Here is a 20,896-nt window from a genome sequence, read left to right on the forward strand (position 1 = left end):
AACAAAACGCCCATCGCACGGAGCAATGGGCGTTTCTTTCTTTAATGGCACTGAGAACCTTTAAAGCTAACCATCACATTCTCTCCTTTTTGGTATATATTCATCTCATTTGATGTGTATATTTTTGGCAAGGAGCAATATGATTCCATAAATGACATGACCTCTTTGCTATTGAAGTTGGGGTAATTTTGGTTTATGCCCAATGTTTTTAGATAAACATGGGAGCCATACCAGTTATAAAAATAATCCAAGACTATTCTTTTAAACAAAGGATAGTTTTGAATAGAGTTTAATAGAACTGGTGATTTTGTAGAGACCCCATCGAACATTACATTAACTGTGTTTTGGTTAATATCCTTGAGTGCAAACCCTATGACATTAGCAATCTGCTTGTTTTTTTCATCCTGTGCCTTTAATGCGTTACCGTATGAATAATAAAACGTAATAATGTAAGAAAGGCACACCATTAACAACACATTAGTGATCTTGGTGTTTTTAATGCATAAATATATTAGTGCAAAAACAAATAGAGTTAATGCATTTATTCCTATATATACTCTTGCGAAGTATGGTAAAGGATTCTCCAATAATAAAAGTGATACCATTGATGCAACAAAAGATAATGGCACTGCCAGTATAGATACCGCACAAACCAATGCAGATATTCTTGTTCTGTATTGCATTTGGTAAAAAAATGAGAGGGCTACGGATAACAGCAAAGATACCGCAAATGACAGAATTACGAAAACATCGCCATAGGCAGGCGTTACATTTTCAGTAAAGAAATCATAATATGTAGAAATATTAACGCTTATGATGTGCATCATATCTGATGCAATTCCTGGGTGGTTTAGTGAGTTATCATTAACATGCGTTACAGGTAACACCACCTTCATGTAAAAAATAGCGCCGGTAGCGACAGTGCATAGCCTAAATAGAATTGTTTTTAATATCTTAAATGGCAATTCCTTTTGTTGAACTTTACGGAACAGCTCTATTGAAATTAAAATAAGTGCAATGTTAATTGTCGGCTGATACAGGCTGAACAACATCACTACAAAGGCCGAACTCATTATGTAATGGATGACACCAATTTTATGACTTATGGATATGTAAGCGAAAGCCATAAAAATGGAAGCGCAGATGGTAAGGCTGTCAAATCTGTACGACAATGGCTCTATAAGAAATGGGCTTATGAAGAATGCCAATGGAAGCAATACGAAATGGTTATCTCCATTGAATAATTTCTCATGCAGCATATAAAAAGAGGATGATAGCAAAATACAACCAAGAATTAGAGGGAGTGGTGCCAAATCAGATAGGTGACTATTAAAGTTCAAAATAACCATCAGTCTGTCAGATAATGGTCTGCCATCAATACCCCAATAAGTAACACCGCTCATTGCTCGGCTCAAATCATCACTGTAGTAAACGTTTGCAATGATGATAGGCAGCGCCATGATTAATGTAAAAAATAAATATATTTTTATGTTCTTTTTCATTTTCTCGTCCCTTTAATTATATATTTAGGTCTTTTTTTGGTTTCGATATAAATCCTTCCTATGTACTCCCCAAGAACACCTATGCCAATAAGTTGTACGCCACCAAGGAAAAGTATGGAAACTAGCAGTGATGGATAGCCTCTAACCGGGTTACCGAAAGCAAGGGTGTCCATAATCATCCATGAGCCATATAAAAAAGAAATCCCGGCAACAAATAAACCTATGTACGTCCATATACGTAGAGGAAATGTTGAGAAACTAGTGATCCCTTCAAGAGCAAGATTCCACAGTTTCCAGCCATTAAACTTCGAGTCTCCTGCAACACGCTCGGCTCTTACATATTCGACAACATCTGTACGACCGCCAACCCAACTCAATATGCCTTTCATGAAAAGATTTCTTTCTGGCATAACCTTTATATTTTCTACAACTTCACGCGTCATGAGCCGGAAATCACCAACATTCTCTTCAATCTGTGGATTGCTGATTTTGTTGTGCAGCTTATAGAACATTTCGGCGCTCTTGCGCTTCAGTCGCCCATCTGTCGATCTGTCAGTGCGTTTAGCTAAAACGACATCTGCGCCAGCCCGCCAGCGTTCTATCAGCTGCGGGATGACCTCAATCGGGTCCTGCAAATCTACATCAATTGGAATAACCGCGTCGCCGGTTGCGTGGTCTAGGCCTGCGAAAAGGGCTGGTTCTTTCCCGAAGTTGCGAGTAAAGGACAAAGGCACGACTAACGGATCTGACACAGCCAGCGCGTTGATAATTGACTCTGTAGCGTCCTTACTTCCGTCATTGATGAATACGATTTCCACCTCAAACGATTTAAGAAGCTCATATTCCCTGACGGTTTTATAGAAAATAGGGATAGTGTCTTCTTCATTGAAGACAGGAACCACAAGTGAAATCTTCATTTCGCTTCCCTGAAGACGATGTATTTCGAATAGATAAACCCGCACACCAGGCTTATAGCTGAGAACACGACCAGTGTCACAACTGGCGGGAGAGAGCATTTATCAGCAGCCCATCCAACAGCTGCGCTAAGCGACCCCATGAAGCCCACGTAAAGCATGTAGCGCGTAGTCGTGGTAGATCTGTTAAAGGTGAATCGAGCATTAGCGAAGAAACTGAAACTAACTGCCACAACGAACCCGGCGAAGTTACCGAGAGCCTGTCCTGTGTGGAATACATAGATGCAAACAGCGAATACCACCCAATGAATGAGCGTGTTAATAACGCCTATAGACGTGTACTTGGCGAATGACTTTAACATTATTGAAATCAGTGAATTCGGAAAGGACAGAAGTGTAGCATTACAACGGATATTGATCGACACAACCAAAAATAAGACACCCGTTCCGGCTTTTTTTTGCTGTCTGTAGGCAGCCCACTTCGAAGGGATTTCTTTCACAAGCGAGAACGGCAGAAACTGGAAGCCAGAATTAGCAGGCTTGAGGATTTATTTTCCAGTAAATAGCTATTGCTTGTGCTTCCATAGCGAATACTCATCCCACAACCATATCGCTATCATAGCGATATCAATACCAACAAAACCTTTCGCGGAGGAAATGCCTGTTATTAGCATTAACAGGCATGCAACCCCCATCGCCCTGATAAACCAGTGTCCAAATCTAGTAAATGTATTCATGGGATATGACCTCTTATGAAGACCAAAGGGTACAGTCACTTGAGCGCTTAATCAATATCAGCGCGATAGATCAATAGGCCGCTCCGTCTTGATCTCCCATCTCGATAAAACTACTGTATATCCAAACAGTATAATTTTATTGGGAGGGGATATGCCGCGCAGAGAAGATATTGAGTTCGCGTTTCGTAACGCTATGGAGATAGATAAGAGTGGGCGCCGGGTTGTAACGACCAGTCGATTCGTTGAAGAGCTTCACGCTGTTAACTGGATGTGGACGATGCGTGAGGCCAATCGATGGATAGAGTTAAGCGTCAGCACGTTCAAAGACGTCTCGACGGAAGAGGGCGAGAACCGTACGTTCGCGCTTTACAACCCGAACGGAGGGCTGTGAATGTTCGCCAGCCCCGCTACAGATTATCTTGAGCCAAAGATATCGCTCGACGCGCTCTGCGTCAGGAGTCCGGCATCCACTTACTTCCTTCGCGCCAGCAATACCTACTGGAAGGCTGGCATCCTTAACGGTGCTCTGCTGGTCGTCGATATGAGCGTTACCCCATGTGATGGCTCAATCGTTGTATGTGCTTATGAAGGGGAGCTGGTGCTTCGTCGGCTTAAGCTAATCTCTCGCCGCTGCCTGCAGGATATAGACCACCCAAACTTTTCATGGCCGCTTCCGGTCGAGGATGACGACACGCGTCAGGTTTATGGCGTGGTGACGTATGTCATTAATGATGCGCGGGGAGGGGAGTTCGACGATTCGCCGGTGATGTGAGACAGAAATGAGACTGCCAGGCCTTTTAATCGTTTTTCATGGCTTGCCAACCTTTGTCATCATGGGACGTGTGAGCGCAGGGATGACGCTGTAAGTTACTGTGTTAAAAGGTAGTCCTAAGAACTTCTAAGCCGTGGGTCGCAGGTTCGAGTCCTGCAGGGCGCGCCATCTATGCTTATCCCCCGTTATGCAACAAACCGTTTACGGGAGCCTGCGGACCCAGGCTCTGCGTTATTTACTGACCTTTTCTTCCCGGTCCGGTTCCGCCAGATATTGCCAGCAGGTGACAAACAGCGCGGCAATCAGCGGCCCAATCACAAAGCCGTTAATGCCGTAAACCGTCAGCCCGCCGAGGGTGGCGACCAGAATTAAATAATCAGGCATTTTAATGTCTTTACCTACCAGAATAGGCCGCAGGATATTGTCGACCAGCCCGACCACGACCACAAACCAGGCGACGAGAATAATCGCTTTCCAGAGCGCGCCCACGGCAAAGAGGTAAATGGCGGCGGGTATCCACACCAGCGCGGTGCCAACCGCAGGCACCAGCGAGAAGAAGGCCATTAGCGCCCCCCACAACAGGCTCCCCTGAATGCCCAGAAACCAGAAGGCGAGGCCGCCAAGGAAGCCCTGTATCACCGCAACCACCACCGTGCCTTTTACCGTGGCGCGGGCAACGGTGGCGAAGCGGGAAATCAGACGATACTTCACCCGGTTTTCCAGCGGGATTGCGCGCAGGATCAGCGCCACCAGATGCGCGCCATCTTTAAGTAAGAAAAAGAGCAGATAAAGCATCACGCCGAAACCTATCGCCAGACCGAAGGTGTTCTTGCTGATGGCCAGCGCGCTGCCCGCCAGGAACTGGCTGCCCCGCATCACGGCGGCGGAAAGTTTCCGCTGTATCTCGCCTACATCGTCAAGATCATATTCGGCGAGCAGATGTTGGCCCCAGGCGGGGAGATGGCGGATAACATCGGCGAAGACAACAGACATTGAGGTGTTGTCTTCCTGCAGGTTGCGGTAAACCACGTTAAATTCAGTCGCCAGCGAAGAGAAAATAATGGCCAGCGGGGTAAAAACGATAAGGCAGATAAGCAGCAGCGTCAGCAGCGAAGCCAGATTGTTCCGCCCGCCTGTCGCCCGGCGAATCCACTCTTTGGTTTTATAAAAGATAACGGCCAGGATAGCCGCCCACAGCACTGCCGAAGCGTAGGGCCGCAAAATCGTCATAAAGGCCAGCGTGACGACAGCAAGGATGAGCAGAAAGAAAAACTTAGAAAAGCCTCTTGGCAACATGGATATTCCTTTTTAGTCATTTCAATAAAGCGTCAGCGGCGAAAGCGCGTCGTCCCTGAGCGTCAGTGCTATCGCCCTGTTTATTATGGCAGAAGAGGGGAAGTCTGCTTTTGGCGCGGGCGTGTTTCAGCCTGTTGACGCTTTCCAGGGAGGATAACGCTTCGTGTGAAAGGCAAGAGAATAATCTTAAAGGAATTTGGAAGTATTACAGAATATTAATAACGCCTTTTATTGCCATTAAGCTGTCTATACTGACTATTACCTAATCGACAGGAGGACATATGGTAAATAAAAACGAAATTCGCGAACACGCCGAAGTTATCGCCAGCTGTGGTAGCCATGTCGGTATTGTCGACCATCTCGAAGGCGAAGATAAAATCAAGCTGGCCAAAAGCGACCCGAAAGCGGGCGGCGTTCACCATTACATCCCGCTGAGCTGGGTTGATAAAATTGAGAATAACAAAATCCTGCTGAACAAAAACAAGGATGAGGTCACCGCTTCCTGGCAGACCGCCTGACGTTTGCCGAAGGGTTCAGGCGTTGCGCCTGAACCCAAACCTCGCGCTTGTGTCAGCTATGACGAAGCCATACTGCCTTGCACACGCTTTTTTGCATTATTAAGCTTATCTTTTCACGTTTAACTGGCGTTCCAGCGCGTCGATTTGTTGACGGTTGCGCTCGCTAAGATCCCTTGCCATCTCATCGCTCATCGTGGCGGCAAGCCGCATCTGCGTCACTTTATCCTGTAATGTTTTAACCAGCGTCATGGTTACGCTGCGGCCATTTTTCTCATGTTTCACCAGATGCACGCTGTCGCGGTTGCCGCACTGCCAGACAAGAAGCGGATGCGTTACCTCGACCGTTAGCTCAATAGTATGGTGATAGAACACCGCGCGTACCGTGGCGCGCTGGTAGCAGCCGCCCATAATGCTTACTTCAATGTCCGCCGCCAGTAACCGCCGGATGGCTTCCTTACTCAGTTCCATCTTATTTCTCCTGTCAGGTTAATCCTGCCTAACCAGCTTAAGATAAATCTCATTCCTTTGCGGATGCTTACAGTGACAAGCGCAACATTCCCGTGCTTATTTAGCAAACGGCGCGCTGGTTTAAGAAATGAAGCTTTAAATAGAGTAAACGGCGGGAATGCGACAGGTTGTGTCACAAGTCAGAAAAAGAGAGGAAGCCGCGCCCGCGGGCGCGATTAATTTACGCCAAGGGCGCGCCACATGGCGTCGAAACCTACGGCGATCAACTCCTTAGCACGTGCCGGTTCACGGGACGCGAAATCGATAGTGGTCTGCGCAAGCGTAAAGAAAAGGGCGTCGCCAAAAGCGCGCCAGGGGGTAGAGAGAAACACAGGGGCGATGGACTGCTCGCACAGGTTGCGCAGCTCCGGATACATCTCGTTGACCGTCTGGCGAGTTGCTTCGGTTATTTTTTCGCTCACCGCGAGCTGACGCATCGCCTGGTTAGCGAGCGGGTTGCGCAGGCCCCATTCAATATAACTTTCCCAGATATAGCGGGTGATGGCCTTCGGCTCTCCGCTGCGGTCAAGGTTGGCGGTCAGCGGCTGGCAAAAGCCGTGTTTAAGATGCAGATAGAGCGCGTTGTAAAGATCGTCTTTCGTCGGGAAGTAGCGGAAAAGCGTGCCTTCCGCCACGCCAGCTTTACGCGCCACGAGCGCGGTGGAGGCGCCAATGCCCGCTTCGGCAATCGCTTCGGCGGCCGCTTCCAGTAACGCCAGCTTTTTATCTTCACTACGGGGACGAGCCACTGCTTCTACCTCTTTTTTCGAAAACGCGAATTGAACCAGACTCTCCGGCCTGTCGCAAGGCGATAAGTCACATTGTAAAAACGTCTTGACGGGTCAGGTTTGCTTTCTATAATGAGTGTTTACTCACTCATTATCAAGGCGCGCTGCGCTGTTGTAGGTAAATAACCCTGTTTTAAAAGGGATTATATCGGCTTGCGCCGGGCTGTGACGCTTTCGGGAAAAGCAGGGCCGCGATGAGAAAACCGCTACGTTTCTGGGTCACTGGAGTCATCATTATGTTAGCTGCAGCAACAGGCGCCCTGGCGCTTTATCTCGCGCCCGGTTTCGGCGCCGCGCCGCAAGGCGAGCGAAAAGCGTTGATTGCGCGCTCGCCGCACTATCGCGACGGCCAGTTTCAGAATCAGGAACCTACCCGCGTGTTTACCGGCGAAGGCAACCAGTGGGCTGCGTGGGGCGAGTTTCTCTTTAAGCGCATCGATAACCTCAAGCCCGCGCGTCCGCTTCCGCTGGTGCACACCGACATCGCCTCGCTCGACAAAAACGAAGCGGTGGCGCTGTGGCTCGGCCACTCCTCCTGGTATATACAACTCGCGGGAAAACGCATTCTCATCGACCCGGTTTTCAGCGGCTACGCTTCGCCGTTCGCGCTCTTCAATCGTGCTTTCACCGGCGATTATCCGTGGTCGGCTAATGACATGCCGGAAATCGATCTGCTGGTGATATCGCACGATCACTACGATCATCTGGATTACGCCACCATTCGGGCGCTGCGCCCGAAAATCCGTCAGGTGGTAACGCCGCTCGGCGTGGGCTCGCATCTTGAAGCCTGGGGCGTCTCTCCTTCGCGCATCAGCGAGCTGGACTGGCAACAGTCGGTCAGCATCGCTGATGACCTGACGCTCTACGCGTTGCCTGCGCGTCATTTCTCCGGTCGCGGGCTGAAAGGCAACCAGACGCTGTGGGCAAGCTTTCTGTTTGAAACGCCGCAGCAAAAGCTCTACTACAGCGGCGACAGCGGCTACGGCCCGCACTTTAAAGCCATCGGCGAACGGTTTGGCGGCGTGGATCTGGCAATCATGGAAAACGGTCAGTATGACCGCGACTGGAAGCAGATCCATATGATGCCTGAAGAGACGGCGCAGGCCGCGCAGGATCTCGGCGCTAAGCGCGTACTGCCGGGCCATAACGGACGTTTCGCGATGGCGAAGCACGCCTGGAACGACCCGTTAAAACGGCTGGCGGCCGCAAGCCAGGATAAGCCCTGGCAGCTGCTGACGCCGCGCCCCGGCGAGCCGGTTCGCCTGATGGACACGCAGCAGCGTTTTCGCGCGTGGTGGGAAGACGACGAAACCGTCGAGCCACGTTAACACTCAACCTAAAAACAGAGGGACGCTTGTATGGAACTGCCCGCTCAGGTTATAGAAACCCTCACCGGCTGGATCGATGACAATCTGCATAAGCCGCTGCGCATTGACGATGTCGCACGCCACGCCGGTTATTCTAAATGGCATTTGCAGCGCCTGTTTCACCATCACAAAGGGGAAAGTTTAGGGCGCTATATTCGCGAGAAAAAGCTCAACCTCGCCGCGCGCGATTTGCGTGCCACCGACGAGAGAGTGCTCGATATTTCGCTTAAGTATGGTTTTGAATCACAGCAGACATTTACGCGGCTCTTTACCCGCCATTTTCGTCTGTCGCCGGGCAGCTACCGGCGGCAGGCGAACGGCTGAGTTTGCAAGGTCGGGCGAATTCCCCGACAATGCGCCTTTTAAACTCAGGCTGTAATCCCCCATGACGCATCCGCTTGAATCTCTGATGGTGGCCGGCGGCATTCTGCTGCTGGCCTTTCTCTCTTGTCTGCTGCTGCCTGCGCCCGTGCTGGCGCTGTCGCTCGCGCAGAACATTATCGCCACCTTCCATTTGCAGGATCTTGGTCAGCTTTACACCATTATCTTCTGCGCCTGGTTTCTCTTCCTTGGCGCGCTTGAATATCTGGTTATCCGCTTTTTCTGGCGGCGCTGGTTTTCGATTGAGCGCAGTTAGAGATTTTTCTCCGGCGACGGAAACCGCCCGCTGCGCCGGAGAACCCGTCTGCAATTAAAGCTCCGCCGCCCAGATTTCGCCGTTATGGCGCACCAGCTCTGAAAGCGACATCCCGTCAGACATAAACTCGCGCATGCTGCGCGCGTCGCTGTCGTTATTTCTTACGTAGCGGTGAATGCCTTCCAGTGCGCTCTGGCCGTTCAGCGTTGCGGCGTAGCGCTCAACCTTGTCCAGCATGCGCAGGATATCCTCACCGATGGTGCGCTGTTCACCGGTGCCGACATCCGTCAGCGTGCCCTCCAGCCCATATCGGCAGGCGCTGAAGCGGTTGAAGCGGTAGATTAGGTAGTCTTCCGCCTTCGGTTTAAACGGGCGCTCTTCCAGCAGCCAGTGCGCGATAGCCTGAATAAAACCGGCAATATTGATGGCGCGCGACAGAGAGAGCGGCGTATCCATCACCCGCACTTCAACCGTGCCGAAACCGGGGCTTGGCCGGATATCCCAGTGCAGATCTTTAATCGACTCCACCACGCCGGTGCCTTCCAGCCGGGCGTACATTTTTTCAAACTGCGTCCAGTTCTCCACAAAAGGCGCCGGGCCGTTATCCGGGAAAGCGGAGAAGATATTGAGCCTTGACGAGGCGAAACCGGTGTCTGACCCCTGCATATAAGGCGACGAGGCGGAAAGGGCGACGAAATGCGGCACGAAGCGCGACAGCCCGTGCAGCAAATAAATAGCCTCCTCGCCGGTGCGGCAGCCTACGTGGACATGCTGGCCGAACACCGTCGCCTGTTTAATGAGGTAACCGAACAGCTCAAGGGTGCGGGCATAGCGTTCGCTTGAGCACACCTCCTGACGCTGCCACTTCTGAAACGGGTGCGTGCCGCCGCCGCTAATCACCAGATGATGCCGCTGGGCGCAGGTGAGGATCTCGCGCTGCAGCGCGGCGAACTGGGCGCTGGCCTGGTTGATGTCCTTGCACACGCCCGTCGCTATCTCCAGCATGCTTTCCGTGATGTCGTGTTTCACTTCCCCGGCGCTGATTTTCCCTTCCAGCTCGCTGATAAGCGTGGAGGAGTCCTGGCTTAAGTTGTAGCCCGGCGGGCTGGCTACCTGCAGCTCCAGCTCAATGCCGAGGGTGAAAGGATCGGAGGCGTTAAAAGGTTTCAGAGGCATAGGCGTTTCTCATTTTATAACAGCCAGAACCGCGGCTGCGGGGTAAAGTCTTTCTGCAAGTATAGTCACGTGAAATCATCTGGTTGCGCTTAAGCGGCTCGGATAAAACCGAGTTGTCTGCCCGGCAAAAAGCGCGCAGGCGAGGGGAACTCCTTCAGAAATAACAGCAAAACAGCGAGTGGATGCCGCCTCAGTTTTTGAGCGAAAAGAGGGGGCAAATGCTCACGCCGCGCTGGCAGCGACGCGTTTAGCTGGCTCATGTGAACGACAATCGCTTTCCTCCCAATGCGTTACCTGATACAACAATTCATTAACAACCACACCCGCAAGGACTCCCCGTGACAGAGCTAAACCATTACCACCAGGTCGTCGGCGCGCCAGTGCCGGAATGGCAGGGCGCACGTCCGCTTTCGCGTGCGACGCTGGTCGGTCGTTATTGCCGTCTTGAGCCGCTGGATGCGCAGAGCCATTCACAGCAGCTTTTCGAGGCGTACCAGCTTGCGCCCGACGAGCGGGACTGGACATGGCTCGCCTCTTCGCGCCCCGATACGCCGCAGGCGGCCTGGCACTGGGTGCAAGGGAAAGCGGCGGACCCGACGCTGGTACCTTACGCCGTGGTAGAACAAAAGCGCGGTGAAGCGGTAGGGCTGGTGTGCTTTATGCGCATTGATACCAGCAACGGCACGGTGGAAATTGGCCACGTCACCTGGTCGCCGCGCATGAAAAACAGCGTACTTGGCACCGAAGCCGTCTGGCTGCTGTTAAGCGCGGCGTTTGAGCAAGGTTATCGCCGGGTGGAATGGAAGTGCGATTCGCTGAACACCGCATCGCATAATGCGGCGCTGCGGCTCGGCTTTACCTTTGAAGGGCGCCTGCGGCAGATGATGGTGCGCAAAGGCCGCAATCGCGACAGCGAGTGGTTTTCCATTATCGACGGCGAATGGCCGCAGCGAAACGCCGCGCTGAGCCGCTGGCTGGCGCCGGAAAACTTCGATGCGCAGGGACGGCAAAAACAGCCGCTCTCGGCGTTTCACGCACGCTGAGCGGGGGCGGAATGCTGCTGCGTTCGGTTCATGACGCGTTTCGCTGTCTTAACCTGCTGGCGAGCCTCGGCGCGCCTGCCGGCATTCGCGAAATAGGCCGTCAGTTGGCGCTGGATTCCGCCAAAGTCACGCGGCTAATGCAAACCTTGCTGGCGCTGGAGATGGTGCAGCGCAACGAAAAGCGGAAATATTCGCTCGGCCCAGGCATACACCGCTTTTCCGCCCAGGTTATCCATAACTCCGCCTTTTACAAAGCGGTACTGGAGACGCTGGAAGAGGTAGGCAACCAGCCCGTTTCAATTGTGGTTGGCATACTGAGCGGCAAAGAGGTGGTCTACCTCATCCACACGCGGCAGGGAAAAAGCGTGGCCAGGGCTATCGGCAACTACGATTCTTACCCGGTTGTCGACTCGGTTATCGGTATTAAACTGCTGGCGGCGCGCAGCGATGAAGAAATTATCGATCTTATCGGCATACACGATTTTCAGCTTATCAGGGCGGACATCGATGCGGCGCGGCGTCATCAGGTGCTGGTGAAAGCCTGGCCGGACGGCGAGTATCGCATGGCCTGCATCATTCCCGGCATGCAGGCGGCGATTGCGCTTTCCAACCTGAGCGGAGAAAAGCTCGAGCTGGAGGCGCTTAAAGCGTTTCTGGTTTCGGCGGCGCAAAAAATCAGCGGCGGCTAGCGGACAAGCGAAGCGGCCCGTTGCCGGGTGACGCTGGCCGCCTGGCCCGGGCGATAGAGTGCGGAGCCGATGCCTACACTGTCGTAATGCTGCAAAAAGGCGGCCATATTATTCTCATCAATCCCCCCGACCGCGCAAAACGGCACCGCCTGCGACAGCGGCCCTTTAATCAGTTGAGGCCAGCTGGCGGGCAGCGTCACCGCTGGAAAAATTTTCAGCGCGTCCACCCCCAGCGCGCAGGCGGCGAAAATCTCCGTGCTGGTATAGACGCCCGCGCAGATTTTCAGCCCCTGCGCTCTGCATGTCTCCACCACGTTTTCATCCAGATTCGGCGTTAGCGCGTAATCGGCGCCCGCTTGCGCGCATGCCGCCGCCTGCGCAGGGGTGATAATGGTGCCGCCGCCAAGATTCACCCGCCGGGCGAAATGGCGCTTAATCAGCCGGATGCTTTGCGTCCAGTCGGGCGAATTGGCCGGGATCTCCACATCCACAATATTATGGTCCACCAGCGCCTCGACCTGCGCCACGCAGTCATCCGGCGTTACGCCGCGTAAGATAGCGATAATGCGTCCGTTAAACAGCATCGTTAAACACCTTATTCAGTCCGGCCAGCAGCGCCGCTTCGGCTTCAAGCGTCAGGCAGGGCAGGTCGAGCAGTTTGCACGCCTGCTGATAGTGGCGCAGCAGCGGCGCAGCGCCAATAAAACAGACCGCTTCCCCGCGGGGATGGCCGCTCAGGATTTCATGACCGATGAGCAGGCCGGAAAGCCAGCTGCTCGCGCAGGCGGCGTCAATCTCGCCTAAGATATAGCGGCCCCGGCAGCGGAACAGCTCGCTAACCAGTTCGGCGCTGCCCCGTGCAATGGCGATGGCCGTTTCCACGCCGTCCTGAAAGCGGCCGTCATCCGGGCGCTGTTCGGGCAGCCCGCGTCCCACCACGGAATGATTCAACACCAGGTCATAAAGCTCGCCGGTCATTATCGTGCGCAGGCTGACCACGTTTTGCAGGGCGCGATCGACCGTTATCCATTTGCTGTGGGTGCCGACGGCGGCGAAAACGCGGGCGTCGCATAGCGTCAGCGCCCCCGCCAGCTGCATCTCTTCGCCGCGGCAGATCTCATGCTCCGCCCGGCTGCAAATGCCGGGCCTGACGGTCAACGGGTTGGGCAACACCCCTTCCAGCACAACGCCGCGTGCGGTCAACGCCTTGAAACTCAGCGGCAGCGACTGATAACCCGCGTCGATAATACCGATGTTGCTGCCGATCATGCCGCACAGGATAACCGGCGTGCGGGTGTCGTATTCGTCGCCAAGGCGCGCCAGCTCTTCACGCAAAATCTCTCCCAGCGCTTCGCGCGGCGCGCGGGCTACCCCTTTTGGCGACGCCACGCTGCGCACCACCTCTCCATGCCTTATGCGCATAGCGCGAAAATTGCTGCTGCCCCAGTCAACGGCGATATAGTCGCTCATCGCGCACGCTCCAGAATCGCCAGCGGCAGATGGTCGGTGATGTCGCAAAGCTCCTCGCGCGTGGTCTCATCCAGCGTTTTAGCCGGGTCTCGCACGGTGCGGGTGGCAAAGAGGCCGGAGCGGTAGAGGATCTCTTTATGCACCGCTACGCCGATGCCCGGCTGCACGCCATAACGCAGAAACGGCAGATAACGATAAAAATGCGCGCGCGCCTCCTCGCGGTCGCGCGGCCAGGCCTGCAAAATGGCGTTAATCACCTCCGGAAATTCGCAGGCCGGCATGGTGCCAATAATGCCGCGCGCCAGCTCCTCATAGAGAAAACCGGCGTTCAGGCCGCCAAACAGGCCCACGCGATCGCGCAGCGCCGTTTTAAGCTCGGTTATCTTCAGCGTCGTGGGCGGCTGTTCGACTTTGATATAGCGTATTTGTGGGTGCGTTTCGCACAGGCGGACCAGCGTCGCCACGGGGATATTCACACCGGTCATCAGCGGCGCGTCCTGGATCATGATGTCGATATCGCACTGGCGGCAGATGTCGCTGTAGAAACGGTAAATCTCTTCCGGCCCCGGTTTCACCACGGCAGGCGGGTTTACCATCGCCACATCCGCGCCCCACGACTGGATGCGCTGAATATCTTCAACCGCCGCCTGTGACGATCCGCCGCCAGCCGCCGCGACCAGCGGCAGATGGCCGGTCAGCGCTTTTACCGTGCGGAAGATCGCCGCTTTTTCTTTCCCTGTCAGCGCATAGCCTTCCGACGCGTTGCCGAACAGCGCCAGCCCGTCGATGCCCTGCTCAAGCAGAAAGCCCACCAGCCTTTCAATAGAGGCCAGGTCTACCGCGCCCTGGTCGTCGAACGCGGTGGCGAGAATAGGAACGTTACCTTTTAACATACGTCACTCCAGACAGATTCGCGTACGCGTTGTTCATCAATTTCAATACCCAGCCCGGCGCCTTGCGCCAGCGCATAGTGGCCCGCTTCGCAGCGCAGCGGCTGGCGCAACAGGCTGTTAGCCACCTCCAGCACAGGCGGTTGATATTCCAGCATAAAGAGATGCGGCAGGGCGGCGGCCACGTGGATGGACGCGGCGATACAGGGGCCAAGCCCAACGCTTAAGTGCGGCGCCACCTGCAGATGCCAGGTCTGCGCAAGGGTCGCGATGCGCATCAGCTCGGTAATGCCGGTGCGGCCCACATCGGGCTGAAGAATGTCGACGGCGCGCTGCTCAATAAAAGGCCGGAACTGGTAACAGGTGCGCTCGGTTTCGCCAAGGGCGATGGGCACGGCGCTTTTACGGCGCAGTTCAGCGTGCCCGGCCACATCCTCCGGCAGCAAAGGCGCTTCAAGGAAGCTGACGTTAAGCGCATTCAGCCCCGCCGAAAGCTGCGCCGCTTCACTGACGCTGTAGTTCCAGTGGGCGTCCACGAAAAGCGTTGCCTGCGGTCCGAGCGCGTCGCGGATAGCCCGCACGTTTTTCAGGTCTTCGCTCACGCCGTAGCCCAGCGCCAGCTTGATGGCGTTAAAGCCTTTCGCCTGCCACTCGCGGGCCAGCTCGCAGCGCTCTTCAAGCGTTGGACGCGGCAGGCCTGAAACATAACAGGGCACCTTTTCGCGAAACTTGCCGCCCAGCAGCTGGTGGACGGGCAGATCCAACAGGCGGCCTTTAAGGTCCCACAGCGCGATATCCACTGCCGCCAGCGCGTCGATGTGATATCCGGCGACATGCCCGCGATCGCGCATCGAGTCGTACATTCTGGCGTTCAGCACTGCGCTGTCGAATGGACTGGCGCCAAGCAGCAGCGGCTTAAACAGATGCGTTATCAGCTGGGCGATAACCTGCGGCACCACCGGGGCGAGTGCCTCCCCCCAGCCGACCTGCCCGTCATCGCTGGTGATTTTCACCAGGCAAGTCTCCATCTTGCGGGAATAGACGCAGCGGTATTCCGGGCGGTAGTAATAGTCTGCAGCTTCGTCATCCGGCCTGCCGCCAAGGTAAATCTCCTGCGGCCTGATTTTTAGCGGGAAGCACTGCACGTCAACAATCTTCATTACGCACTCCAGTTGTGGGAATTAATCCAGCGTCTTGCCTGCCGTCTCTTTCGCGAGCAGAACGGCGATAAAAGAGATGAGCGCCGTCGCCATTACATAAAACGCGGGGGAAAGCGGGTTACCGGTGAAGGTAATCAGGCTTGCCGAAGCGAGCGGTGTGACGCCACCGAACAGCGCCACCGTCATGTTGTAAGAAACAGCGATGCTGCCATAGCGGATAGCGGTGGGAAAAAGCTCGACCATCGCCGCGCCGCAGCCGCCGTTAAACAGCGCGACGAAAATGCCGAGCATGCTCATCGCGCCTACGGATGCGAGTACGGAGCCTTGCGCCATCAGCAGCATCGCAGGCCAGGTCAGCAAAATAAAACCGCCGCAGCCCATCAGCATCAGCGGGCGGCGGCCCAGCCTGTCGGAGAGATAACCGGTAATGGGCATCGCTATCGCCACGCTCAGAAGGCCAAGCGTCGTAATGAGATAGGCGTCGGTGCGGCTGTAATTGAGGTAGGTGGAGAGATAGCCGGGCATAAACGATTGCAACACCCAACTGCTTACCGCTTTTACCACCACAAAGCCGACGCAAAACAGCAGCGCCCGGGTAGACGTTTTCAGTGTGGTGCGCAGCGGCGAATGTTCAAGTTTGCCGCTCTTTTGCAGCTTATGAAACGCGGCGGAATCCTCCATATTGCGGCGCATATAGAATCCGCCCAGCCCCAGCGGCGCGGCCAGTAGGAAAGGGATGCGCCAGCCCCAGTCGTTCATGGCGGGCTCGCCAAGCCAGTGGGTCAGCGCCAGCACCAGCCCGGACCCGCAGACAAAGGCCATAAAGCTGAAATTCTCGCTCCAGCAGGTCAGCGTGGCGCGGCGGTGCGGCTTAGCGCTTTCGGCAAGGTAAGTAATTACCCCCGAACTCTCGCCGCCCGCCGCGAAGCCCTGCACCAGCCGGGTCAGCACCAGTAAGAGCGGAGCGATTATCCCCGCCTGCTGGTAAGTAGGAAGAATGCCCATTACGAAGGTGGAGACCGAGGTAATCGTAATGACCGTCACCAGCACTTTACGCCGTCCCAGCCTGTCGCCCATCGAGCCGAAAAAAAGGCCGCCCAGCGGGCGCATTAAAAAGCCGGAGCCAAATACGGCAAACGATTTCAGCAGGGCGACCGTCGGGTCGCTGCTGGCGAAAAAGTTGCTGGCGATGATGGCCGCCAGCGTGCCGTAAAGGCCGAAATCAAACCATTCAATAAAATGGCCGACGCCGGCCGAGGTCATGATTTTAAAGGTGCTTTGCCGTCCTTCCTGCGGGCTGGCCGCCGGGTAGCCTGCAACGTAACGGGTGTCGGTCGTGTTCATGTTTTCTCCTGAGCAACGCATCGCGCGCTGGGGGTTAGCGGGTGAAGTCCCGTACCGCCGGGTTGTTATGCAGTGTTAAGGAGCCGGGGCTGTGACGCTATCGCAGGAGAAGGTTGCGTGAAGAGGGTCATAAAACAGGCCGCTGATTTGCTTCACATAGTGAAGCAATGCCCGCAGATGAAATAAAACTAACGTCACTTTCAGGAAGCGCTAAACCCGCCGGCGCCGCGTCGATGGTAGTCTGTTTTCTGAGCGCTCCCGGTGCGCTTTCTCTTTTTTCATCATCAGGCGCGGATGTGATAAACCGCCGACGGGTAAGTAATTCATCGCTATGTTCAAGACTAAAATACGACTCATCACTCTGCTGATGGCGGTTTCCGTCAGCATGCCTCTGTGGGCAAAACCGCATCATCATGCGAAAAAAGCGGTTTCACATACGCATCATCAGCAGGGAAGCCGTACTTTAAGCGCAAGGACATCTTTTCACTACGACGCTTTCGACGTAAATAGTTCGCTGCTGAACGCCTCTTACGATACGAAAGCGAGCAAACGCTATTTCCATTTACAGGATGGGACGGGGCTTGCGGAAACCGATGCGCTGCATGAGACGCGGGAGAAAATCCTCGCCCGGCTGAAGGCGCAGCTCGGCAAGCCCTACGTCTGGGGCGGGGAGAGTCCGCGTGAAGGTTTTGATTGCAGCGGGCTGGTGTTTTACGCCTATAACGCACACCTGTCCGCGTCGCTGCCGCGCACGGCCAATGCGATGTATCACGACCGGCGCGGCAACCCGGTGACAGCATCAGAGTTAAAACCGGGCGACCTGGTCTTTTTCCATATCCACCACGGCAAAAAAGCGGATCACGTTGGCGTCTACCTGGGCGACGGGCAGTTTATTCAGGCGCCGCGCACCGGCGAGACGATCCGCATCAGCTCCCTTAACAATCCCTTCTGGCAGGATCACTGGCTCGGCGCGCGACGCGTGATTACTCCGCGCACCGTCGCCTGATTATGACCAGAACAGCGGCACGGCGCTGTGGCGCGAGCGCAAGTCCAGCCATGTACGCAACGCCTGCGGCCAGCGCAGCGACGGCTCGCAGGTAAAGCCCCTCAGCACAGTAAAGAGCTTGATTTCGGTGTAGCTCACCGGATGCTGCGCATCGATGGCGTCGCCAAGCAGCGCTTGCGCGCGCTCGAAAAGCGTAAAAATCGGCTCCACCAGCGCGGGCGTTTCGGCCAGCGCTTCGTCAAAACCGTTAATTTCGCTCTGCTTCGCCGCTTTCCAGGCATCGCGGGCGCTGGCGGCCTGAAACTCCGGCAGCAGCAGGGTCGGCCAGCGTGGATAGCCGATTTTTTGCAGCGGCAGCATCGCGTCGCTTAGCCAGGCGTCTACCTCCGGGCGGTTTTCCGCTTGCAGAATGGGCTCGCCGCAGTGGTTATCGAGCCAGGCGACGATCGCCAGGCTGTCGGCCAGCACCGTGCCTTCGCCATCATCGAAAATCGGCACCACTTTTTCCCCCACCAGCCGCGTGGGCGTCTGCTCATCGTCCCAGAGCAGGTAACGCACGTCGATGGGAATATTTTTGATGCCGGTGATAAAGCGCACGCGGGTGCAGAAGGGGCAGTGGTCGTAAGCGTAAAGTTTCATGGCGACTCCATCTCAGGCAGCATAGCGGGGCAGGATAAGCGCGCGTTATCCCGTGAATAAGAGAAAGTATAGCGGTGAGAAGGGCCCCGCCGGATGGCGGAGCCGGAAGGGAAGGTCAGTTGTCGAGGTCCAGCACCACGTCGCGCTTAAGGGTAAAGCGCATCACCAGGTAGTAAACCACGCCGATGGCAAGCCAGCTCAGGCCAAGGATTTTCGCCTGGCTGTCCATCTCGTAAATCACAAAGCCGATAATGAAAAAGCCAATCAGCGGGAAGATAAGATGCAGCAGCAGGTTGCGCGACTTACTGCGCAGCATGTAGTGGTTAATTACCGAGATATGCAGCAGCAAAAAGCCCATCAGCGCGCCGAAGTTCACCAGCCGGCTCAGGTTATCGATATTGCCGTTGAAATAAAGGCCGGATGCAATGGAGATCACCGCCACGATCAGCGTGCTGACGTACGGCGTTTTAAAGCGCGGGTGTACTTTAGCGAGCAGCTTCGGCAGCTGTTTATCGCGCGCCATGGCGAATAGAATGCGCGACACCGCCGCCTGCGCCACCAGCGCGTTGGCGATGCCCCAGGAGAGCGCCGTCGACCAGATGGTCAGCTGTTTTAGCCAGGCGCCGCCCGCCAGGTTTGCCGTGTCGTAAAACGCCGTATCGAGGCTTGAGAAGTTCATGCCCTGCGCGAGGTCAGCCGCAATCCAGGTTTGCAGTATAAACAACACGCCCACCAGCATCAGCGCGCCGAGCGAGGCTTTCCCCACCGTATCCACACCGCCTTTGGTCTCTTCCGAAAGGGTGGAGATGCCGTCAAAGCCGAGGAAGGAGAGCACGGCGATGGAGACCGCGCCCATGACCAGCGGCAGGTTAAAATGGTCGGCGTTGTAGAGCGGGTTTAAGGTCAGGTGCCCTGCGCCCTGGCCGGCGTAAAGGGCTATCAGACCGAGTACGACAAATACCGCCAGCACGATAATTTCCGCCACCAGAATGTATTTATTGGCCTTCGCGGTAAACGAAATGCCGAGCAGGTTAATAACGCTGTTTACCGCAATAAAGCCCACAATCCAAACCCAGGCAGGCACGCCCGGCAAAATGGGCGACAGCGCGGCGGCGCTGACGATATAAAGCAGCGAAGGCACCAGAATGTAATCCAGCAGGATAAGCCAGCCGGCGAAGAAGCCCACCGTGGGATGTATGCCGCGCTGGGCGTAAGCGTAGACCGAGCCGGAGACCGGAAACGCCCGCGACATCGACCAGTAGCTCATGGCGGTGAAAAACATCGCCACCATGCCGATGAGATAGGCCAGCGCCACCATGCCCTGCGCGCCGTCCCAGACATAACCAAACACGCCGAACGGCGCGATAGGCACCATAAAAATCATGCCGTAAATCAGCAGGTCCTTGAGCGTCAGCGCCCGGTGCAGCTCCTGCTTATAGCCAAATTGTTCAACGGACATCCATCAACCCTCAATACGCAAATTCAGCTGTGCGGCAACGGCTTTCGGCAGCGCGTAGCGGCACGTTTTCAGCGGGTCCACCACCTGGCAGATTTGCAGGTCCCCCGCGATGCTCAGCAGCGTGATCGCCTGGTCGAGCGTCATACCGGCATTATCAGCAACAAAGTGCGCCATATTGCGCGTGGCGAGCGAGGCGGCCTCATCCAGCGTTTTGGCGGAGCCGAGCGTATAAAGGGCGTCGGCGTTTTCCAGCATCGGCGTCGGCAGCGGGCGGTTTTTCACCACGCTCAGGGTTACCGTCACCTCACCGGGAATTTCCAGGCCGCAAACGGAAACTTCGCCATCGCCCATAGCGGCGTGCAGGTCGCCAAGCGCGAACAGCGCGCCATCGACGTTCACCGGCAGATAAAGCGTGGCCCCTTCGGCAATCACTTTACAGTCCATGTTGCCGCCGTGGCTGTCCGGCGTACCGCAGGAGATAGGTTCGCCTGCGGGCGCCACGCCAATCACGCCGATCATCGGGTTAAGCGGCACGCGCACGCCGCCCGGCAGCAGCGCTTCGTTGTTTTCAATCGGGACGATAGTGATTTGCGGCTTTTCCAGCTCATCGCCCACCACGCCAAGCTGCGGCGCGGTCACCATCACCGCCTGAGGGTGGGTAAGGGCGATGCGTTTGATATCGACGCGCAGCACGTCGCCTGCTTTAGCGCCTTCGACATAGACCGGGCCGGTCGCCGGGTTAATGCGCTGCCAGTCCAGTTCAGTGAACGCCGCATCGGCGCTCGCTATCTGGTCGGAAAAACAGTCACAGGTCTGGAATGTGACTTCACTGCCGCTTGCGACTGTCGCCACCGGGGCATTGTCGCGCGACATCGCATAGACCACCTCTGTACGGGAAATTACCGTCATGCTTGCTCCTGAAGATAGATGTTGTGTTTATTTCTGCTCCCGTCCGGCTTTCTGGTGGGCCGGTTAAACGGGG

24 protein-coding genes are annotated in these 20,896 nt (G+C 55.4%); 9 read left to right on the forward strand and 15 right to left on the reverse strand.

Going from position 1 to position 20,896, the window contains the following annotated elements; genetic code table 11:
- Positions 1-41: 41 nt before the first annotated feature.
- Genes IEX01_RS01695 through IEX01_RS01705 form a run of 3 tightly spaced genes read right to left on the reverse strand, consistent with a single transcriptional unit; the run spans position 42 to position 2,778 of the window.
- A complete protein-coding gene (locus tag IEX01_RS01695; protein WP_188723167.1) occupies positions 42-1,502 on the reverse strand; it encodes a glucosyltransferase domain-containing protein in 1,461 nt (486 codons plus the stop codon).
- Positions 1,499-2,419 (reverse strand): glycosyltransferase family 2 protein, encoded by a 921-nt coding sequence (locus tag IEX01_RS01700; RefSeq protein WP_188723168.1) that lies wholly within the window; start codon positions 2,417-2,419, stop codon positions 1,499-1,501. Before IEX01_RS01700 ends, IEX01_RS01695 begins: the two co-directional genes overlap by 4 nt.
- Positions 2,416-2,778 (reverse strand): GtrA family protein, encoded by a 363-nt coding sequence (locus tag IEX01_RS01705; RefSeq protein ID WP_188723169.1) that lies wholly within the window; start codon positions 2,776-2,778, stop codon positions 2,416-2,418. Before IEX01_RS01705 ends, IEX01_RS01700 begins: the two co-directional genes overlap by 4 nt.
- 526 nt (positions 2,779-3,304) lie before the next feature.
- On the opposite strand from IEX01_RS01705, the gene IEX01_RS01710 reads away from it, so the two are divergent.
- Together IEX01_RS01710 and IEX01_RS01715 are read left to right on the forward strand one after the other, a co-directional pair.
- Positions 3,305-3,544: a DNA polymerase V gene (locus tag IEX01_RS01710; protein ID WP_188723170.1), complete on the forward strand. Its 240-nt coding sequence runs from the start codon at positions 3,305-3,307 to the stop codon at positions 3,542-3,544.
- Positions 3,545-3,925: a HumD family translesion DNA polymerase gene (locus tag IEX01_RS01715; RefSeq protein WP_188723171.1), complete on the forward strand. Its 381-nt coding sequence runs from the start codon at positions 3,545-3,547 to the stop codon at positions 3,923-3,925.
- Between the two features lie 231 nt (positions 3,926-4,156).
- Here IEX01_RS01715 and IEX01_RS01720 read toward each other — a convergent pair whose 3' ends face one another.
- Positions 4,157-5,221 carry an AI-2E family transporter gene (locus IEX01_RS01720; RefSeq protein WP_029697070.1) on the reverse strand — a complete coding sequence of 355 codons (1,065 nt, stop codon included), beginning with the start codon at positions 5,219-5,221 and terminating at the stop codon, positions 4,157-4,159.
- Between the two features lie 281 nt (positions 5,222-5,502).
- On the opposite strand from IEX01_RS01720, the gene IEX01_RS01725 reads away from it, so the two are divergent.
- Complete coding sequence (locus IEX01_RS01725) at positions 5,503-5,739, forward strand: DUF2171 domain-containing protein (protein WP_024559487.1); 237 nt, start codon at positions 5,503-5,505, stop codon at positions 5,737-5,739.
- A gap of 105 nt (positions 5,740-5,844) precedes the next feature.
- Here the strand turns inward: IEX01_RS01725 and IEX01_RS01730 are convergent, their stop codons facing one another.
- Positions 5,845-6,207, reverse strand: a complete 363-nt coding sequence (locus tag IEX01_RS01730; RefSeq protein ID WP_024559488.1) for a hypothetical protein — start codon at positions 6,205-6,207, stop codon at positions 5,845-5,847.
- Positions 6,208-6,422: 215 nt separating this feature from the next.
- Positions 6,423-6,995, reverse strand: coding sequence for a TetR/AcrR family transcriptional regulator (locus IEX01_RS01735; protein WP_024559489.1), 573 nt, complete (start codon positions 6,993-6,995; stop codon positions 6,423-6,425).
- Positions 6,996-7,228: 233 nt separating this feature from the next.
- Between IEX01_RS01735 and IEX01_RS01740 the strand changes: the two genes are divergently transcribed.
- From IEX01_RS01740 to IEX01_RS01750, 3 genes are all read left to right on the forward strand, one after another.
- Positions 7,229-8,362 carry an MBL fold metallo-hydrolase gene (locus tag IEX01_RS01740; RefSeq protein WP_028019848.1) on the forward strand — a complete coding sequence of 378 codons (1,134 nt, stop codon included), beginning with the start codon at positions 7,229-7,231 and terminating at the stop codon, positions 8,360-8,362.
- Positions 8,363-8,392: 30 nt separating this feature from the next.
- Positions 8,393-8,725, forward strand: a complete 333-nt coding sequence (locus tag IEX01_RS01745) for a RamA family antibiotic efflux transcriptional regulator (protein ID WP_024555500.1) — start codon at positions 8,393-8,395, stop codon at positions 8,723-8,725.
- A gap of 61 nt (positions 8,726-8,786) precedes the next feature.
- Positions 8,787-9,038 (forward strand): DUF1158 family protein, encoded by a 252-nt coding sequence (locus IEX01_RS01750; RefSeq protein WP_188723172.1) that lies wholly within the window; start codon positions 8,787-8,789, stop codon positions 9,036-9,038.
- 54 nt (positions 9,039-9,092) lie between these two features.
- On the opposite strand, the gene IEX01_RS01755 is transcribed toward IEX01_RS01750, so the two are convergent.
- Entirely contained in the window at positions 9,093-10,214 is a 1,122-nt protein-coding gene (locus tag IEX01_RS01755; protein WP_048887213.1) for a YbdK family carboxylate-amine ligase, read from the reverse strand.
- Positions 10,215-10,552: 338 nt separating this feature from the next.
- Between IEX01_RS01755 and IEX01_RS01760 the strand changes: the two genes are divergently transcribed.
- Positions 10,553-11,257 carry a GNAT family N-acetyltransferase gene (locus IEX01_RS01760; RefSeq protein WP_024555497.1) on the forward strand — a complete coding sequence of 235 codons (705 nt, stop codon included), beginning with the start codon at positions 10,553-10,555 and terminating at the stop codon, positions 11,255-11,257.
- Positions 11,258-11,268: 11 nt separating this feature from the next.
- Entirely contained in the window at positions 11,269-11,946 is a 678-nt protein-coding gene (locus IEX01_RS01765; RefSeq protein WP_024555496.1) for a helix-turn-helix domain-containing protein, read from the forward strand.
- Here IEX01_RS01765 and IEX01_RS01770 read toward each other — a convergent pair.
- The 5 genes from IEX01_RS01770 to IEX01_RS01790 are packed head-to-tail and all read right to left on the reverse strand — an operon-like array spanning position 11,943 to position 16,729.
- Positions 11,943-12,530 carry a beta/alpha barrel domain-containing protein gene (locus IEX01_RS01770; protein WP_024560885.1) on the reverse strand — a complete coding sequence of 196 codons (588 nt, stop codon included), beginning with the start codon at positions 12,528-12,530 and terminating at the stop codon, positions 11,943-11,945. The two genes, IEX01_RS01765 and IEX01_RS01770, sit on opposite strands and share 4 nt — an antisense overlap.
- Complete coding sequence (locus IEX01_RS01775; RefSeq protein WP_024555494.1) at positions 12,520-13,416, reverse strand: 2-dehydro-3-deoxygalactonokinase; 897 nt, start codon at positions 13,414-13,416, stop codon at positions 12,520-12,522. Before IEX01_RS01775 ends, IEX01_RS01770 begins: the two co-directional genes overlap by 11 nt.
- Positions 13,413-14,309, reverse strand: a complete 897-nt coding sequence (locus tag IEX01_RS01780) for a dihydrodipicolinate synthase family protein (protein WP_024555493.1) — start codon at positions 14,307-14,309, stop codon at positions 13,413-13,415. The genes IEX01_RS01775 and IEX01_RS01780 overlap by 4 nt, the downstream gene beginning before the upstream one ends.
- On the reverse strand, positions 14,303-15,466 hold the full coding sequence (locus tag IEX01_RS01785; RefSeq protein ID WP_024560886.1) for a mandelate racemase/muconate lactonizing enzyme family protein: 1,164 nt from the start codon (positions 15,464-15,466) through the stop codon (positions 14,303-14,305). Before IEX01_RS01785 ends, IEX01_RS01780 begins: the two co-directional genes overlap by 7 nt.
- Before the next feature lie 21 nt (positions 15,467-15,487).
- A complete protein-coding gene (locus IEX01_RS01790; protein ID WP_048887336.1) occupies positions 15,488-16,729 on the reverse strand; it encodes an MFS transporter in 1,242 nt (413 codons plus the stop codon).
- A 412-nt stretch (positions 16,730-17,141) separates the two neighbouring features.
- Between IEX01_RS01790 and IEX01_RS01795 the strand changes: the two genes are divergently transcribed.
- Complete coding sequence (locus IEX01_RS01795) at positions 17,142-17,816, forward strand: C40 family peptidase (RefSeq protein ID WP_188723173.1); 675 nt, start codon at positions 17,142-17,144, stop codon at positions 17,814-17,816.
- Here the strand turns inward: IEX01_RS01795 and grxB are convergent, their stop codons facing one another.
- The 3 genes from grxB to IEX01_RS01810 all read right to left on the reverse strand — a co-directional run bounded on the left by grxB (position 17,817) and on the right by IEX01_RS01810 (position 20,823).
- Positions 17,817-18,455 carry a glutaredoxin 2 gene (grxB, locus tag IEX01_RS01800; RefSeq protein WP_024555489.1) on the reverse strand — a complete coding sequence of 213 codons (639 nt, stop codon included), beginning with the start codon at positions 18,453-18,455 and terminating at the stop codon, positions 17,817-17,819. It abuts the gene before it with no gap.
- Between the two features lie 115 nt (positions 18,456-18,570).
- The gene (locus tag IEX01_RS01805) at positions 18,571-19,914 is read right to left on the reverse strand and encodes an APC family permease (protein WP_188723174.1); all 1,344 of its coding nucleotides are present in this window, start codon (positions 19,912-19,914) and stop codon (positions 18,571-18,573) included.
- A gap of 3 nt (positions 19,915-19,917) precedes the next feature.
- On the reverse strand, positions 19,918-20,823 hold the full coding sequence (locus IEX01_RS01810; protein WP_188723175.1) for an acetamidase/formamidase family protein: 906 nt from the start codon (positions 20,821-20,823) through the stop codon (positions 19,918-19,920).
- Positions 20,824-20,896 lie beyond the last annotated feature (73 nt).

Source organism: Franconibacter daqui (assembly GCF_014644275.1).
GTDB lineage: Bacteria > Pseudomonadota > Gammaproteobacteria > Enterobacterales > Enterobacteriaceae > Franconibacter > Franconibacter pulveris.